General features: G+C 43.5%; 16 protein-coding genes and 2 pseudogenes. 8 read left to right on the top strand and 10 right to left on the bottom strand.

The features are described 5' to 3' along the window. The 7 genes and pseudogenes from LC574_RS02660 to LC574_RS02690 form a co-directional block, all read right to left on the bottom strand. Positions 1-191: pseudogene (locus LC574_RS02660) on the bottom strand (hypothetical protein); the annotation flags it as partial. Positions 192-208: 17 nt separating this feature from the next. Beyond that, complete coding sequence (locus LC574_RS02665) at positions 209-418, bottom strand: hypothetical protein (protein WP_229451384.1); 210 nt, start codon at positions 416-418, stop codon at positions 209-211. A gap of 66 nt (positions 419-484) precedes the next feature. Next, positions 485-1,315 (bottom strand): hypothetical protein, encoded by an 831-nt coding sequence (locus tag LC574_RS02670; RefSeq protein ID WP_229451385.1) that lies wholly within the window; start codon positions 1,313-1,315, stop codon positions 485-487. Between the two features lie 99 nt (positions 1,316-1,414). Next, positions 1,415-1,804: a hypothetical protein gene (locus tag LC574_RS02675; protein ID WP_229451386.1), complete on the bottom strand. Its 390-nt coding sequence runs from the start codon at positions 1,802-1,804 to the stop codon at positions 1,415-1,417. A 25-nt stretch (positions 1,805-1,829) separates the two neighbouring features. After that, positions 1,830-2,033, bottom strand: a complete 204-nt coding sequence (locus tag LC574_RS02680) for a hypothetical protein (protein ID WP_229451387.1) — start codon at positions 2,031-2,033, stop codon at positions 1,830-1,832. Then, a complete protein-coding gene (locus LC574_RS02685) occupies positions 2,026-2,352 on the bottom strand; it encodes a hypothetical protein (RefSeq protein WP_229451388.1) in 327 nt (108 codons plus the stop codon). The genes LC574_RS02680 and LC574_RS02685 overlap by 8 nt, the downstream gene beginning before the upstream one ends. Positions 2,353-2,443: 91 nt before the next feature. Next, complete coding sequence (locus tag LC574_RS02690) at positions 2,444-2,824, bottom strand: hypothetical protein (RefSeq protein ID WP_229451389.1); 381 nt, start codon at positions 2,822-2,824, stop codon at positions 2,444-2,446. 143 nt (positions 2,825-2,967) lie between these two features. Between LC574_RS02690 and LC574_RS02695 the strand changes: the two are divergent. Beyond that, positions 2,968-3,893, top strand: a pseudogene (locus LC574_RS02695) (IS4 family transposase); the annotation flags it as partial. A gap of 37 nt (positions 3,894-3,930) precedes the next feature. On the opposite strand, the gene LC574_RS02700 reads toward LC574_RS02695, so the two are convergent. After that, positions 3,931-4,182: a hypothetical protein gene (locus tag LC574_RS02700; RefSeq protein ID WP_229451390.1), complete on the bottom strand. Its 252-nt coding sequence runs from the start codon at positions 4,180-4,182 to the stop codon at positions 3,931-3,933. 45 nt (positions 4,183-4,227) lie between these two features. On the opposite strand from LC574_RS02700, the gene LC574_RS02705 reads away from it, so the two are divergent. The 5 genes from LC574_RS02705 (at position 4,228) to LC574_RS02725 (ending at position 11,710) form a co-directional block, all read left to right on the top strand. Further along, on the top strand, positions 4,228-5,487 hold the full coding sequence (locus LC574_RS02705) for a relaxase/mobilization nuclease domain-containing protein (protein WP_229451391.1): 1,260 nt from the start codon (positions 4,228-4,230) through the stop codon (positions 5,485-5,487). 348 nt (positions 5,488-5,835) lie between these two features. After that, the gene (locus LC574_RS02710) at positions 5,836-6,597 is read left to right on the top strand and encodes a DUF502 domain-containing protein (RefSeq protein ID WP_229451392.1); all 762 of its coding nucleotides are present in this window, start codon (positions 5,836-5,838) and stop codon (positions 6,595-6,597) included. Positions 6,598-6,820: 223 nt separating this feature from the next. Then, positions 6,821-7,462, top strand: a complete 642-nt coding sequence (gene nusB, locus LC574_RS02715; protein WP_229451393.1) for a transcription antitermination factor NusB — start codon at positions 6,821-6,823, stop codon at positions 7,460-7,462. A gap of 179 nt (positions 7,463-7,641) precedes the next feature. Then, positions 7,642-9,240: a signal recognition particle-docking protein FtsY gene (ftsY, locus tag LC574_RS02720; RefSeq protein ID WP_229451394.1), complete on the top strand. Its 1,599-nt coding sequence runs from the start codon at positions 7,642-7,644 to the stop codon at positions 9,238-9,240. Positions 9,241-10,318: 1,078 nt separating this feature from the next. Beyond that, entirely contained in the window at positions 10,319-11,710 is a 1,392-nt protein-coding gene (locus LC574_RS02725; protein WP_229451395.1) for a PP2C family protein-serine/threonine phosphatase, read from the top strand. A 1,003-nt stretch (positions 11,711-12,713) separates the two neighbouring features. On the opposite strand, the gene LC574_RS02730 is transcribed toward LC574_RS02725, so the two are convergent. Continuing rightward, complete coding sequence (locus LC574_RS02730) at positions 12,714-13,997, bottom strand: ankyrin repeat domain-containing protein (protein WP_229451396.1); 1,284 nt, start codon at positions 13,995-13,997, stop codon at positions 12,714-12,716. Positions 13,998-14,286: 289 nt separating this feature from the next. Here LC574_RS02730 and LC574_RS02735 point away from each other — a divergent pair, with 289 nt between their 5' ends. Continuing rightward, positions 14,287-14,757: a DUF4079 domain-containing protein gene (locus LC574_RS02735; RefSeq protein ID WP_229451397.1), complete on the top strand. Its 471-nt coding sequence runs from the start codon at positions 14,287-14,289 to the stop codon at positions 14,755-14,757. Positions 14,758-14,821: 64 nt separating this feature from the next. On the opposite strand, the gene LC574_RS02740 is transcribed toward LC574_RS02735, so the two are convergent. Then, a complete protein-coding gene (locus tag LC574_RS02740; RefSeq protein ID WP_229451398.1) occupies positions 14,822-15,496 on the bottom strand; it encodes a DUF1997 domain-containing protein in 675 nt (224 codons plus the stop codon). Between the two features lie 178 nt (positions 15,497-15,674). Between LC574_RS02740 and LC574_RS02745 the strand changes: the two genes are divergently transcribed. Beyond that, on the top strand, positions 15,675-16,331 hold the full coding sequence (locus LC574_RS02745; RefSeq protein ID WP_229451399.1) for an NAD(P)H-binding protein: 657 nt from the start codon (positions 15,675-15,677) through the stop codon (positions 16,329-16,331). Positions 16,332-16,854 lie beyond the last annotated feature (523 nt).

Consider the following 16,854-nt stretch of genomic DNA (forward strand, 5'->3'; position numbering starts at 1 on the left):
ATTTCGCAGCAGTTGTAGTTATCAAGGATTGGACGTGCGGAGTATCCTAAAAAGCGCAGTTTCTTTTGAATAGCTGATGTTGAGCGTGTGTATCCTCTTTTCTTGAGCCGATATGCTATTTGTTTAACAGTGTAGAGACAAGCCATTTCTTCAATGATTGCGAGTTCTTCATCAGTCCATTTTGTATGCATCTGATTACCTCCCCTATTTATGCAGATTTAGTAGAAGACTGTTCTTGGATAATTCGAGCGCTGATAGATTCAAAATCCACTTGGAATATGTTCATATATGTGGACATTTCCCCAGTGTTGTAGCGGTCTACTATGTGCTGTTTGATTGTGGATTGATTCAGGCCATTAGGGATATAAATGTGCGCTTCACTCGTAATTTTTTCGACTACTGTGACAATGATTCTCATGGTTAATTCCTATCTGATTAATTGAGGATTCAGAAGTTAGAATAATTCTGAATCCTGACTTTTGGTTTAACTTGCCCCAGTCTTTACTGTTTGCACCTGTTGCATCCAAGTTTTGATTGCCGTTAACTCATCCGCACCGCTAGCAACAGCATTAACAACAAGATTTTGATATGAAGATTCCGCTTGATTGGGATGGTCACACTTGCCTGCTGCCCAAGCCAAACACATAGTCTTCACCAATTCATCAATCTTGCTAATATGCAATTGGCTGGGACTATTAGTGTCTTGGAATTGCAACCACTCTCTGACCAAATCAAGGGGATAATCAAGCAAAGTGCGAATATTTTTTACTCGTAAATCAAGTGTGTGTACTGGTTGAGGGACTACGCTAAGTTTTGGTGTAAATGAAATGGTTGAAGAAGCACCACCTAAAAGAGATTGAATGTCACGAATGATTGTTGCCCAATCCAAATCTCTACTCCATTCCCTGTAAATCTTGGTCTTACTTGCAGCATCGTAAAGATTACAGAAAACTGTGTTCTCGTCGCCACCATTCGCAACGATAATCAGTGGCTTAGAAAAATCTTGGATTAATGAAGCAGCTAAAAGAAAGCTTTTAGCAAAATTGGTTTCAACACCAGTTCTTATGATGTAAAGTTCATCAGCGTTCACGACAATATCAAGTTTAAGATTGTCCTTACCTTTAAACTCTTTAGTCGTCAATCGCAGTTCTGACAAGTACCCAGTTAATGCTCTTTGGGGAACTGGGATGGTTTTCTCCCTGTCAATATCGTAGTGATACCACAGGTAAGATTCTCCACCTAACTCGGCGTTTTTGACATAGAGATAAATCGGTTCGGGAGGGTTGCATAAACCTAGTTTGATTTCAGTAGCCATATTTTGTTGGGATATGTGATAATTAGTGGTTTGTAACGGAACTTTCAGTGCTTTACGATTGCTTGAAGAAAAGCTGATATTCAAGCAATCGCTTCTCTACTAAATAGAAGTCTCTCGATTCCGGTCTAACTCCCATTGCAGATAAGTGAGCGCAGTTTGAGCATCAGCAATGTTTAAATCTGGCTGATACCCTGCTTCCAACAGTTGTTTGTAGTCTGGGTGTGTAGCAATTTCAGATATCAGGGTTTGGGCTTGTTCAACTAAGTAGTGCAGATTTGGGTTAGACATTTCGATGCCCAGCCGTGAACATAAATCTTCTGCTTTCACTCCTGTTATTCCTGGCTCAATCTCCATTTCTAACTCTTCAAGCAGAGATTGGAAATCAGGGTGTTCATCGTTGATTTCAACCTCAAATAAATCTGCACTCTTTGTAACAGTGGTCGCCCAATCAGGTAAAGTCTGTGGAATGGTCTTAGCGTAAAGTTTCATGATTTTCTCCTCTGGGATTAATAACCTAAAAATCCTCGGCAATCTCCAACAAAAAGCCGCGTCCCGTGTTCTGTACTTGCACCAGTTCTTTATCTAGAAGTGTTTGAATAACTGAATCAGAGAATTGAAACTGAAGACGGTGCAGAGGCACACAACCGCCGCAAAGCCGAATCGAACGCAGCAAATGATTAGCTCTACGGTCAAAGCTGTTGTCAACGGTCTTAGGCATTGTTTGCACCCTCAGTTAATACGGTTAACTGTTGTTGAAGAATGGAGATTTGGTGTTGATAAAACTCAATCTCTGCGCGGATCTGCAAGAATAATTCTTCAGGTGTAAGTGGTTGGATTTGAGACTCTTGAAAATGGAACAATTCGTCAGAGTTTTTGTGAGGCATCAGCGCATAACGCCAGCCATCACCAAATTGTTCAGCTAATTCAGTACCAGAGGGGTAGTAATAAAACCCCAAAATGATGCCGTCCTTAGTGCGCTGTTCCATAGCAAAGCGGGGATATTCCCAGTGTTGGGGGATTGATATTGTTGGTTGCATTGATTTAATGGGAATTGGTGAATAAGCGAGTAGTTGATGAGCGATCGTTTAACTGTTACAACTTCAGCGATCGCTCTTGTATGTGCGAGAATTACGCCGTTACCAACTCCCAACTTTCTGCAACTGGCGTATACTCCCGTAACAGTTCCCAGTCAAGGGATGTCAGCATCTCAAATGGGCGGTCTAGCAATTCTTCAAATGTTGGCTCAATGCTGGGTGAAGTTTCCACCATCGACAGCCACCACACTGCATCCAACACCGAGTCACAGGGTATGCGCTGCTGGGTTTCGTCTGCTGCGCGTGTGAACCACCAGCCGAGGTCAGTGCATCCTACTTCGCCTAATTTCTGGTCATTTTGGTAAATGCCATCGTCCAGCATTTCAAAGCCGTACTTCTCGCACTCCTTGAAAATCTGCGCCATGATTTCGTTACCAGTACTGCAAACTTCTTCTGGTAATTGCTCTTGTACCATCCGTGAGAGGTTAGAATAAGGCGCCTTTTGTCAATCAGCTAAAATACTCAAAACAGTCTTAATAAGAATGATAATCGTGTATGGGGAGAGGGGGAGGAGGCAAGCGACGCTTGCCTCCTCCCCCTCTATTTGATTATCATTTTAATTGGCAACAAAGACTCCGACGACCATTGCCAGATAGTGTTAAATTTGCACTCCGTAATTTTGAACAAATTTGGATTGCTGATGGGTCAACCCTAGAAGCGTTATTTCGGAAGCTAAAAAGCCTGGAAGACCTGAAACCAGGACAGTTAGCCGGGAAAATTTGTACAGTTATTGATTTGATTACTCGAAAACCAGTCGAAGTTTGGTTTCACACTAATCCAGCAGCATCGGACACTAATTTTGAAGCGGCATTATTAAATTTACTGCCTCCTAAAACTCTGATTTTACTTGACAGAGGTTTTTATCATTTCCAATTTTTACAACAAGTTATTAACCAAGAAGTTCATTTTATTACTCGTTTAAAAGCCAAAGCATCTATTCAGTACTTAAAGATTTTCAGCTATGACCATTCAGTTAAAGACCGATTGATTCAACTTGGCACTGTTCGTCGTGGCGCACCAGTACTCACTTTACGTTTAATAGAAATTAAGGTTGGTAAAACTAGCTATTCTTATGTTACTTCTGTCCTCGACCCACAAATATTACCTCAGAAGTGTTGTGGCAGATTTATATCGCCGGAGATGGAGAGTTGAAGAAGCTTTTTACACAGTCAAACGCCTGCTGGGGCTATCTTATTTATGGACTGGTTCTATTAATGGTGTGAAGTTACAAGTCTGGGCTACTTGGCTTTTTTATGCCGTATTAGTTGACTTGGGAGATGCGGTAGCTGATGAATTAGCTTTACCATTTGACCGCATTTCTTTGGAGATGATTTTTCGAGGTTTATACCATTTCAGCGTTGCCTACGATAAAGGTAACGCCGATGACCCTATTAAGTACTTCGCTGCCCCAGAGAATCAAGACGCAAGAAGTGGTTAAATATCTCCGAAAGCCAGTCTCCAGGCTAGATTTGTCCGCTTTTCCTGCACCCTCACAGACATTTGTGCAATTACCTTAACCTCTCACCGATGCCAGATGGCATGAATTTCTGCCAGTCTACGCTTGTCAGCTTCTGACGGTTCCCTACGATGTTCTCCTTGGGAAAACCAATGAGCTACCGTACTTTTAGAGCGTCCGCACAACTCAGCAAGTTCTTCGTAATTTACAGCCCAATGTTTCAGGAACTCTTCAGGCTCCATTTTGATAGCAACCTTAGCTTTATAAATCTCAAACAGTTTCCAGTGTCTTCTAGTGGGCGTTTTGGCTGCAATCATAGTGACAACTCCAATAATGCACGGGCGACAACATTATTTAGAGTTATGATACTGGAGAGAGCGATCGCCCGGAAGCAGTGTTCTAGTGAGAGCAATTGTATAATCCCAAGTAAAAAGCAGCACAAGTTGTATGAAAGACCCTGCACGTCTACGCAAACAGGAGTCCCCGTGATTGGCAAGCAGTTTAAGAACCAAAGCTTCCGTTCCACCCTAGACTATGTGCTAGGCAAAGAGAAAGCCACTATTATCGATAGCAACATGGGTGGCACTACACCCAGGCAGTTAGCTAAAGAATTTGGTGCTGCAAGAAGAATGCGACCACTGCTGCAACGCGCCTGCGCTCACGTTATTCTCTCTATACCCCACCGCGACGCATCCCATGAAAAAGGGGAATACCACGAGCATTTGAACGATGAGCAGTACGCAGAGGTTGCCCAGCGCTGGCTCTTTGAGATGAAATTCCTGGGTGAAGGACTAAATCAAAGCCAGTACGTGATTGCCCGTCACCACGACACCGACCACGAACACATCCATATAATTGCTTCTCGCATTCGCATGGACTCTTCAGTTGTGTCAGACTCCTGGGACTACCGTCGTAGTGAGGTGGTAGTGCGACAGTTGGAGAAGCAGTTTGGGTTGTCAGCTGCCCCCTGTAGTAGCGAAAGGGTTGCTACTCAAGTTCAACAGGAATATGGCATTAAAGCTACAGTAACTGACCGTCGCGCCCAAACCCAGAAGCAGAAACACCACGCAAGCAACAAACCACCTGTTACCCAACTGCTAGCTGACATCATTGATGAAGCAACATTAGACCAACCCACTGTTACCGAGTTGATTAGCAGACTACAGCAGCATGGTGTTTTGGTTCATCCACAGTTTAGCAGTAGGGGGTTGTTTAAAGAAGCGATCGCCTTTGAGATGAATGGGGTGAAGGTGGCTGGTAATAGACTAGGGTCAGCATACAGCTTTCCTGGTCTTCAAAAAAAACGTGGTATTTCCTATGACCCAGAACGGGATTTACCTGCGATACATGCGTGTGCGGCTGGAGACTTGGTTGAATTGCTACCAGATGCTACCGAGCAATTAGTGGAAGTATCGCCCCCCAGTGAGGAAGTAGCAACGGCGATGTCTACAACGGGCGTAGATGCAGCACCCCAGGAGGCAATTCAGCAACAAAACTATGCCAGCAGCATCAGTCCCATTATCCGGCTATTTTGGCACAAAGTGGGACAACCAAAAACATATTCAGGAGAGGTGCGACGTATCAGGTCGCGTAGGCACATCCGTGCTATGACCGAGGCATAAGCCTCCTGGGAATCCCTTCTCCTAGTCCCCATGTAAAAGAGTCACTGACTCCGGTCACACCCTCAGTAAGCAATGAACAGGGTGGAATGCAGACCACAAAAGCCTAACTTAGGAAGCCCAATCCAAAAGACGGGCAAGGGGAAGACTGAAATGGGTTAGCGCAAGCGAACCACTACAAGTCCCGTGAATTATGTGGAGCGAAAGTACACAGTACACATGGGCTGACAACGCTCCGACCAATCCCTGAAGCTTTTGCCCAAGGGATAGAGGGGATTGTAGTTTCCCCAGTGAAGGTTAAACTTCTAAACTAACAGAGCGGACATTTGTCTATATTGTTAGTTAGCAACTATGAATACCAATAACAAAAGTTCCTCTACCTTAAAACAGGAGAATCGAGACTTGGTAATCGATCGCCTAAAACAGGACTTAAAAAACGACCTGATCGCTGGTTTGTTGGTAGTAATTCCCCTAGCAACCACCATCTGGCTAACGATTACCATTGCTACTTGGGTAATCAACTTCCTAACCCAAATTCCCAAACAACTGAATCCCTTTGATGGGTTAAACCCAATTTTAGTAAATTTACTGAATTTATTAGTAGGGTTGGCTGTACCACTACTAAGTATTTTATTGATGGGCTTGATGGCTCGCAATATTGCTGGGCGGTGGTTGTTAGATTTTGGTGAGCGATTATTACAGGCAATTCCTTTAGCAGGACAGGTGTACAAAACCCTCAAGCAGCTTTTAGAAACAATACTAAAAGATTCTAATGGCAAGTTTCGCCGGGTAATTTTGGTAGAGTATCCCCGTCGAGGAATTTGGGCGATCGCCTTTGTTACTGGTGCAATCAGCAGTGATATCCAAGCCCAGATGCCTCGTCCCGTGCTAAGTGTTTTTATACCCACTACCCCCAATCCGACTACCGGATGGTATGCAGTAGTTCCTGAAGATGAGGTGGTGAACCTCTCCATGTCGATTGAAGACGCCTTTAAAATAGTTGTATCAGGTGGCATTGTCGCCCCCAATACGCCCTTGGTTTTTCCCGAATCCACGCTGGAAGTGAAACACAACGAAATCAAGCAGCAGGTTATTCCCGTTGAAGAAAGTTAAATTGGGGACTGGGGACTGGGGATTGGGGACTAGGAAGTGGGTACTAGGGAAGATGAGTATGTGGATTCATACCTTAAGCAAATCTTAAAATAATTTCTTTCCTAGTACCCAGTATCCAGTACCTTCTTAGCGTAATTTTGTTGTTTGACTGTACCAAAGTTGATATAATTGGAAGTTTGCCCCGTTTAGTTAATCAGTTCTCACCTAATCACTCCTCAGTTTTATGCAACCTCGTAAACCCCAGCAAATTGCTCGTGAATTGGCGCTTTTAAGCCTTAGCCAATTGCCAGTCAACCCAAAGAAATTAGAAAAATTGGAAGACGATCAACTAGTATCTAAGTTGGTGCTAGGAGCAGTACGCACTCTGACCTCAGAAGTGCAAGATACCCTCGATAATGCCGCAGGTGAACTGCAACGCAGTAACGATCGCCTTTTAAGTAGCCAAACTCGGGCCTCCGACCTCAATACTGCTAGGACAATGCTGCAAGAAGCGATCGCCTGCACCCAGACAGCAATCAATCAGTTAGGTACAGCAGTTGATTTTCCAGTATTGATTCAGTTAGCTAATCAGGATAAGGGAGTCCGTAATTACGCTAAAGAGCTTGTGATTACCGTCAACGAAAATCGACAAATTATAGATGAACTCCTTTCTACTGCCTTAGTAGATTGGCAAGTAACTCGCCTCGCCCAAATTGACCGCGATATTTTGCAAATCGCTGTGGCTGAAATGAAGTTCTTAGGAGTTCCAGACAGTATCGCCATCAACGAAGCTGTGGAGCTAGCCAAACGCTACAGTGGAGACGATGGTCATCGGTTTATTAACGGTGTTTTGCGCCGAGTCACTGAGCAGAAAAAGACAGCATAGCCTTTTTTATTTGCCAAAGTGAGGGGGATGAGGGGGATGAGGGGGCAGGGGGAGCAGGGGAAGAAGAACTATTGATTATTGATTATTGATCAATGCCCAATGCCCAATGCCCAATGCCCAATGCCCCAAGTTAAATTAAACTCATAACTTATAACTTAAATATAACCAATACTGCTGCAATGGTTTTTAATTGGTTCCGTCGTAAATATAACAATTCCTCTGACACTCCCTCTGATAATAAACAGGAAGAAAATCCTCCTGCACAAGAACCCCAGCCAGAGCCAGCCGAAACGTCAACACCAACTGCTGAAACTGCTCCAGACACAACGACAGACTTGTTAGCGTTTGCTAAAGCTGCTTACAAAAATATTCAGCAAAAACAACAAGCCGAGATAGTAGAAACCCCGGCTGATTCAGCAGATGCCTCAGTAGCATCAGCACAACCTGAACCCGTAGAAACAGCACAGCCAGAAGTTATCCAAGTTGCTACTGAAGAAGAAAGTACAGAAGATTCCTCAGTGGCAGCAATTGTCGATCAAGATGTCTCCAGCCCAGAACTCACGGCAAATGAAGCTGAACCAACGCCCACCGAACCAGCAGCTACGCCAGAGGTAACACAGCCAACAGCACTATCCTTCTTAGAACGGGCGGCAGCAGAACGGCAAGCCAAGCTGGAACAACTAATGGTCACCGCCATTGAAGTTCCAGAACCAGAGGTAGTACAGCCAGTACCTGCAACTTCAGAGACAGGAGAGGAAATTCCTGGACTGGTATTTGATGATGGGTTTGTCTGGTCGGCGAAAGTTTTAGCAGCTCAAGGTAGAAGTCCAGAAGACGTTTCTATTGAGGAAATTACCTGGCTGAAAAAGCTCCGGCAAGGGTTAGATAAAACTCGTCGTAGCATTCTTAACCAACTGAAGGCGATCGTTGGTCAAGGGCCGCTTAACCTTGCTGCTGTAACGGAAATTGAGGCATTGCTCCTGCAAGCTGATGTGGGTGTAGAGGCGACAGACTTTATTATCAATGCCCTACAGACAAAACTTCGAGAAGAAGTTACTGCACCTGAAGAAGCGATCGCTTACCTGAAAAAAATCCTTCGGGATATGCTGGATGCACCGAGCAAAGCATCGCACAAAACTATCTTTACCCCAGAAAAAGAAACCTTGAATATTTGGTTAATCACTGGGGTAAATGGTGCCGGTAAAACTACCACCATCGGCAAAATTGCCCACTTGGGACAAAAATCTGGTTATAAATGCTTGATTGGAGCAGCAGACACCTTCCGCGCCGCCGCCGTGGAGCAGGTGAAGGTTTGGGGTAGTAGAAGTGGTGTAGAAGTAATTTCCAATCCGGGAAAGAATACAGATCCGGCAGCAGTTGTATTTGATGCGATCGCAGCCGCCCAAGCGCGTCAAACCGAATTACTTCTGGTAGATACAGCTGGGCGACTGCAAAACAAGAAAAATTTAATGGACGAACTTAGCAAAATCCGGCGAATTATCGACAAAAAAGCCCCAAATGCCAAAGTAGAATCTCTTTTGGTTCTAGATGCCACTTTAGGACAAAATGGACTGCGGCAAGCCGAAGTTTTCTCCCAAGCTGCCCAACTGAGTGGCGTTGTCTTAACCAAGCTCGATGGTACAGCCAAAGGCGGCGTTGCCCTTGCCGTTGTGCAACAGCTAGGTTTACCCATTCGCTTTATTGGTGCTGGCGAAGGAATTGAAGACCTGCGCCCCTTTTCTAGCTATGAGTTTGTCGAAGCTCTCTTGAGTGGCTAATTGAAAAATTTGGAGTTAAATATTTTTCTTGACAACTGATAAATTTAGGGATGACTGATCTGGTATTATCACTTGAACTCATTATAAACAGATCAATTCTTGTAAATCATAAGTTTGTCACAATAAATGGATAACTTTTGCTAAAATTTCAAGCTAATGCCTTTTTTTACGCTCTGAATGGGCATTTAGACGCAACACACAAAACCCCGGAAGCTTCCATCTTGCAGCAATTTAAAGGGCAAGCGAGACGCTCATCCCCGCAAATTCAACTATTGCAAGATGGACAGCAGTCTGAGCGGTGAGCAGTGCGTTGGGGAGCCAGCACAGATGAGTTCAGCACTGTGGGAGGGTTTGCGTTTGCAGGTGACTGGTGTTGGCTATGGCGACTTGTACTCCTAAGTCGAAGCAAGCTAGCAAGAGCGTCTCCGACAGGAGAAGGAACTGCGTTAGCGAGTTGGCAGAGCTGCACACTGCACGTAACTTACTTAAGAGTAAAAGTACGAGCATCATCTGTTTGCCCAGCGCCGACATCAGGTAAAGGACAGCTTCCGACCATCAGAACTTCGGAAAATCGTTCACTGTGGACTCAAAAAGCGAATTGGTGTAAGTAAGCTGATTCAACACTCCCAGGTGTATTCTCAGATCCTACTTGCGAAAGTATCTACAAATATTTTCTGTAGTAAATCGAGGTTTTCACTCAAAAAACTTCCAGTCTCCTAGTTGCCTCTGCCCAAACAGTTACTCTGAAAGCGTTATGAATTATTCTTTTAATAAAGTATTTTTATGACTTTAGAGATATGCTTTGATAATTAAGTTATGAAAAAATAAAAAGCTTTCTTAACTATCACTGAAACTAGTAATTTTTACGGATTGGTTTTTGGCTAAAAATACATGATTTTAAATTACAAATATTCCATCAGAAATACAATAAGCAAATAAAATACTGATAAAAGTTACCTGTTACGTCTTTATACTCTTGCTAAAGTGACAAGTCTTGTCTAAATATGGTTTAGCAATGCCAAAGCCAAAAGATTTATAAGTAATCTAAAATCTGCCAATATAAAGTGCAATAGTACCTGTGCCTGTGTCTCAACTGCCCTCTCAACCCATTGACAACAATAGTAGTGCCGCGACAGATGTCACACCAGTCGTAGCACTAAAAGAACTCGTGGCAAGGTTGCACCGGGAACAGAACAAAATTCAAGATTTGCTCAGTTCTTTAGGATTTGCCCTAAGAAGTTTCAATAATTTGAATCAGTTTTTGGAACTGATCCCCCTGATGGCAACAAGAGTGACAGATGCAGACGGGAGCGCTCTGTTTCTCTACAAACCTAATGGTCAAGTAAGATTAGAGCAGTTACATTGGCAAGATAGTCGCCAGCGAAAAAATATCCGCAAAGCGCTAGAAATAGCCAGCAGTCAAATCACGCTTCTGCCCAATACTGCCCCTCTAGCCAATGCCACGGGGATTTTGGATGACCAGATGCATCGCTATTTGGGGCCAGATGTGCAAATCTTTGGTACGGCCATTTTAGTGAAGCATACAGAACGGGGATGGCTCTACGTTTTGAGCCGCGATCCAGAATATAGTTGGACAGAAACCAGGCAAAAGTTAGTTAGGTTAGTAGCAGACCAAACAGCTGTAGCGATCGAAAACGATGAATTAGCTGTAGAACTAAGAAAAAAAGAACGTCTAGATCAAGAACTAGAAATTGGCGCAGAAATTCAACGGCGACTTTTGCCACGTCAATGCCCCATAATCCCTGGTGCAGTCCTGGCGGCACGTTGTAAACCTGCCAATCGTGTCGGCGGAGACTACTATGACTTTATTGCTACCAATCACAATAAGATTCGGCCCAGGACCAAAGGCAGCACGGAAAATAGTCGCTGGGGTTTGGTTATTGGAGATGTCATGGGCAAAGGTGTTCCTGCTGGGCTGATTATGACGATGATGCGGGGAATGTTACGGGGAGAAGTGCTACATGGTAATTCCCCAGCCGGAATTCTACAAAACTTAAATAGGGTTATGTATGCGGATTTGGAAAATTCCCACCGCTTTGTAACGCTATTTTATTCAGAATATAATCCCCACAGCCGAATTTTGTCTTATAGCAATGCGGCACACAATCCTCCCTTATGGTGGCACGCAGCTACGAAAACTGTCAGCCGTTTAGATACCTTGGGAATGCTAATCGGTTTGGATGCTAACAGCCAATATGAAGATGCTCAGGCACAGTTAGAGCCTGGAGATACAATTATTTACTATACAGATGGCTTGACCGATGCTGCTGCTGCTGGTGGCGATCGCTTCGATGAAGATAACTTTGTCGCTGGCTTCAATACGGCTTGCAAGTACTGCAATGGCCCAGAGGAGATTGTGGATTACCTATTTGACCAAGTTGAGCAATTCATTGGTGCTGATAAGCAAAACACTGATGATATGACACTAGTTGTTCTGCAAATTTTATAGTCATTAACCATCATTGCTTGGTCAAGTCATGATTAAATCGATGGTGGCTGAGGATTCACTAGAGTAATTCTATTAAATTTAATTTTTTATTTATTTTTTCTTTGAATTTCCGTAGCGATCGCCCAAATGGTCGCACATCAGCCTTTTTTCAGGATTCGTTTGTATTCAGCCTTTAGGAGGATACATAAAAAATGATCGTTACAATACTTTTCTCTTAAAGTAAAAACTATATATTTTGCACATCTAGCACAGTAGGAAACGCCGAGGGGGAGACTAGGTAAAATGTACAAGGTAAAAAGTAAAAGGTAAATTTACTTCTTCATTTTTGCTTTCTTTCTATCCTTGTGAGGCAAGCATTTGGCCTGCTCGTTCTTAGCGTTTTAATTTTTCCTTTCTCCGCCGTAGCAAGTTCACAACAGCTACGACGGAGTTTTGCTTTCTTTGTTTCTTACGCTTGGACTTTATTTTTTAAATCTCCCCAGTATTTTTTAAGTAATTAACCTTCATTTATTGATTTGTCAACATATTTCTGAAAATATTTGATAGCGGTTCTCGTTTCCGTGAGGTATATCCCAATACGCTTGGGTTAAGGCTCAAACTTTTTGTTAAAATCAATTTTTTTTACGAACCACAGAGAGGCAGAGCAAACAGAGAGAAGAAAAAAATGCTTAACTGAACTGTATTGAGGTATATCCATAAGGGCACGGCAGTGTGCATACGTGTCAACTTAACGTAAAAGCCATGTCCCGCAAGGAACTGAAGTTCCTTGGCTTTTAGCTTAAGTCATCTCTTGATGACTAAATAATCCGAAAAATTTTTAGTCTACTTCAGTAGACTTTAGCTATAAGCCCTGAAATTCATTTCTGGGCGGGCGTGAAAGCCAACAGATAAGCGATTTTTAGCTTAAGTTGACACCAATGGGCAGTGTGGTGCGCCTACACCTTGCGATGTAATGTTGTACCGCATCTGAATGCGAACCGCTATAATTAAAGAACTTAAATGGCTATTCTTGCGCCTCAGCTTTTTGCAGACTCAGCACTACATTCTTATAACCATTAAATTCTGCAATCATCAAAGCAGTATAACCACCCCGGTTTTTCAAATTCACATCTGCCCCAACTTGCAGTAATAACTGCACAATTTCGCCGTAACCTGCTGAGGCAGCCCACATCAATGCTGTTGCCCTTGCTGAGTCTTGAAAATTCACATCTGCCCCCTTTGCCAGCAACAAATGTATTATCTCTGTGTGCTTGCGTTCGGTTGCTTTGATTAAAGCAGTTTTGCCATCATCGCCCGGAGTGTTGGCATCAGCACCATAGTCTAGCAGCACTTTCACTGTTTGGGTGTGTCCCTGTGATACAGCCAGCGTTAAAGGTACTTCACCGAGGTTTTTCTCGGTAATATCTGCCCCAGAACGCAGCAGTGCTTCGGCAATTTGGCTGTGTCCTTGCAATGCTGCTACAAGCAGTGGCGTATCACCCAGGTGGTTCCTAATTTGGACATCTGCACCCCTGTTAAGCAATACTTGCACGACATCAATGTAGCCTTCCACAACGGCAAGGTGTAGGGCAGTTTCACCATCTTGGTCTTGGAGATTAATTTGGGCACCTCGATCTAGTAAAGCTGCTGCGATCGCACTGTGTCCAGCCGCTACTGCTGCCGATAGGGCAGTTGCACCATCAGCGTTTTTCAGATTCACATCAGCCCCTACCGCTAGCAGTGTTTCCACAACCTCCAGATGTCCTAAATCTGCCGCTAATGTTAAGAGTATCTCACCCTCCTCATCTCGGATATTGACATCGACACCAGTTTGGAGAATTGCTTGTAAAACTTCTATTTGTCCCTGCTTAACGGCGAGTTTCAACGCAGTATCATCATCTTTATCTGCGATATCCACCTTTGCACCAGCAGCCAATAAGACTCGCACTACATCGACATGACCTTTAAGTACAGCTGCCATTAAAGCTGTGCTGCCATCTTCATTAGTGGCATTGACATCAGCACCTTTGGATAGTAAAAGCTGCAAAATGTCAAGCTGTTTGGCACTAGCTGCCAACATCAAAGCCGTCAAACCATAGAGTTTTCTGGGCAAGTTGATATTTGCCCCAGCATCTAGCAGCGATCGCACAATTTCGGTATAGCCTAAATTGGCAGCAAACATTAACGCCGTCGTGCCAAGGCGATCGCACGCGTCCACCCTCGCACCAGCAGCCAGTAGCGCACTCAGATGCTTAATATCCCCGTTTTTAGCTGCTTGTAACAGCAAAGTATCGTTGTTTTCAGTCATGGATGAGATCCCATACAGGGGGTTTTGTTCGTCTACCCTCAAAATTTAGTCTGAGATTGTTTATCCACTTTGGCAAGAGGGTTATGCAATTCAAAATTCAAAACTTGTACTGAGCTTGTCGAAGTATTCAAAATTCAAAATTAAGAAAAGCAGTCTTGACAAACATTCTAGCTATTGGGTTGATGAAAATTCTTCTCTTTCTTAGCCTCTTTTAATTTGTGCAACTTTAAGCACAGAAAATAGAATTATGCTAATTTTTATGAAGATTTTATAATTGGGCGAGAACACGATGAGTCTGGAACTTTCTGCGTCGGTGAAATATTGGCTGAACTTCTTTCATCCGGTGCTTATGTGGGCGCTATTAGTACTTTCAATTTATGCTGCCTACTTAGGACTGCAAGTACAGCGTACCAGAAATGCTCAGGGGGAAGAAAAGAAAGAACTGATTAAAGGTAAATATAACGTCAGACACTACCAAATCGGGTCTATACTCCTAGCTTTGATGGTGGTAGGTGCAATTGGAGGGATGGGTGTCACTTACATCAATAATGGCAAGTTATTTGTCGGGCCTCACCTGCTGGCAGGATTGGGTATGACGAGTCTGATTGCATTTTCTGCTGCTTTGTCGCCTTATATGCAAAAAGGGGCAAATTGGGCGCGGGCAACCCACATTCTGTTGAATTTCACCCTTTTGGGACTTTTTGCTTGGCAGGCTGTCACCGGCGTGCAAATTGTCCAAAGAATTCTTACTAAAGCATAGTCCTTTGTCATTTGTCCTTTGTCATTTGTCATTAGTAGATGAGAAATGACAAAGGATTGTTGACTCAGCGCTTTTGTTTGGAATTCCCAGGAAAAGGTATTTCCAAAGATTTATGAAAATCTTCCTGAACTTTGCGAGTTAAGCGGCGGGAGACTTGGCGGACAATTTGGTTAAGTAAGCGATCGCCTGTAGATTGAATTATAGACTTGGGTAATCGTTGAATAAACCTGGGAAAGTGCAAATCAACTATTAAATCTAATTCCCATTCAACTCTGGTAACTTCACCAATGCTAGTGGAAGTATTGTTTTCTATTAACTGTAGAGAAGCCCGATAGTCTACGTCATAACCAGGCGGTTGGTAGTCAGGAATGGGGATTGTACGGATGCGGTAAATACCCTCGTCTGGAGGCAACAATTCCAAACCAATTTTAGGTTCTACATCATAACCAAAAGCACCAAAACGACCAATTACTAAAGCGTAGCCATTTTCCCCAAGTGATTGCACCTTCATGGGTTCAGCGCAACGCGAAAACCATGAGGCGTGATTATTAAGATACTCAACAACCTTCTCTGCTGGGGCAAGCATTTCCATAAAATCTTGATAACGGCCGTAAAATTTTGTGACCGTCGCTACATTTGCTTCTGTTAATGTGTCCTCGGCTGCTTCTTGGCTGGAGGCTACAGGTAAAACTACTTCTGTTATTTCCCAGGATTTATATTCGCCGTTTGTTGAAAGCATAAATGCACTAATGTATACTTTGGCGTTCGTCTATATTAATAATTCCCCACGTTCCTGGGTCATTTCACACGAATATCCTATTTTTACCGAAACCTCATTAATCTACCATCAAGTCCATAGAATTACTAAAATGAAGAACTGAACAAGCACACAATAGTTTCCCAGGATAGCATTTCTCATGAAAGCATTTGTAGCAGGGGCAACGGGTGAAACAGGTCGCCGGATTGTGCAAGAGTTGATAGCGCGGAATATTCCCGTCATAGCTCTGGTGCGGGATATAGAAAAAGCTAGGGGTATTCTCTCTCCTGAAGCCGAATTAGTGGTAGGCGACGTATTACAACCAGAAAGTTTAACTGCTGCGTTGGGAGATAGCACAGTTCTGTTGGTTGCTACTGGCGCAAAACCTAGTTTTGACCCCACTGGCCCCTATAAAGTAGATTTTGAAGGGACTAAAAATTTAGTAGAAGCTGCTAAAGCAAAGGGAATTGAGCATTTCGTCTTAGTTTCTTCTTTGTGTACTTCGCAGTTATTCCATCCACTGAACTTGTTTTGGCTGATTTTAGTGTGGAAAAAGCAAGCTGAAGAGTACATCCAGAAAAGTGGTCTTACCTATACGATTGTGCGACCTGGTGGGTTGAAGAATGAAGATAACTCCGACGCGATCGTGATGCAGGGTGCTGATACACTGTTTGACGGTAGGATACCCAGGCAAAAAGTCGCCCAAGTTGCTGTTGAGGCGCTGTTTGAAGCAGATGCACGCAATAAAATTGTCGAGATTGTTGCCAAACCGGAAGCAGCCTCGAAAAGCTTTAAGGAGTTATTTCAACAGTGCTGATAAGCTAATAAGCATTTAAGTTGCATAAAACTAGGGCTGAAGCTAGGGTGTTGACTTTGGGTGTTAAAGTCAACACCCTACCTCCTGCCTCCTGCTTCAAAATCCGTAGCCTTTGTACTTCATGCAAAAGAAAACTGCTGTGTAATATCTAGGTTTCAGCTACTAATTAGGCAATTGGTATCGTCAAGGGCGCTCCCCCCTGAACGGTTACCGAACATCAAAGTCAAATTATTTGCTATTGCTGGAGAAAATATTCCTGACGGCGTTGCTGCTGAGTGAAAGTAAAAATTAGATACTCATATTCAGCAACAGCTACCAAACATTAGTCCTATTACAGCGTTTTGCAAGTACATGAGGCACACCCCTCCCCAACCCTCCCACCCCCCGATGCCTTGGCTTTCAAGGGTAGGTTTTTTGGAATCTCAAAAATAGTTGAGAAAATTCTCAAGTATTTAACGTAGTTTGGTCGTTTCAGGATTTAAGCATCGGCTGAAATGGTCAAAAAATGACCAAATACAAAATA

It is taken from the genome of Nostoc sp. CHAB 5715 (assembly GCF_020829685.1).
Taxonomy (GTDB): Bacteria; Cyanobacteriota; Cyanobacteriia; order Cyanobacteriales; family Nostocaceae; genus Nostoc.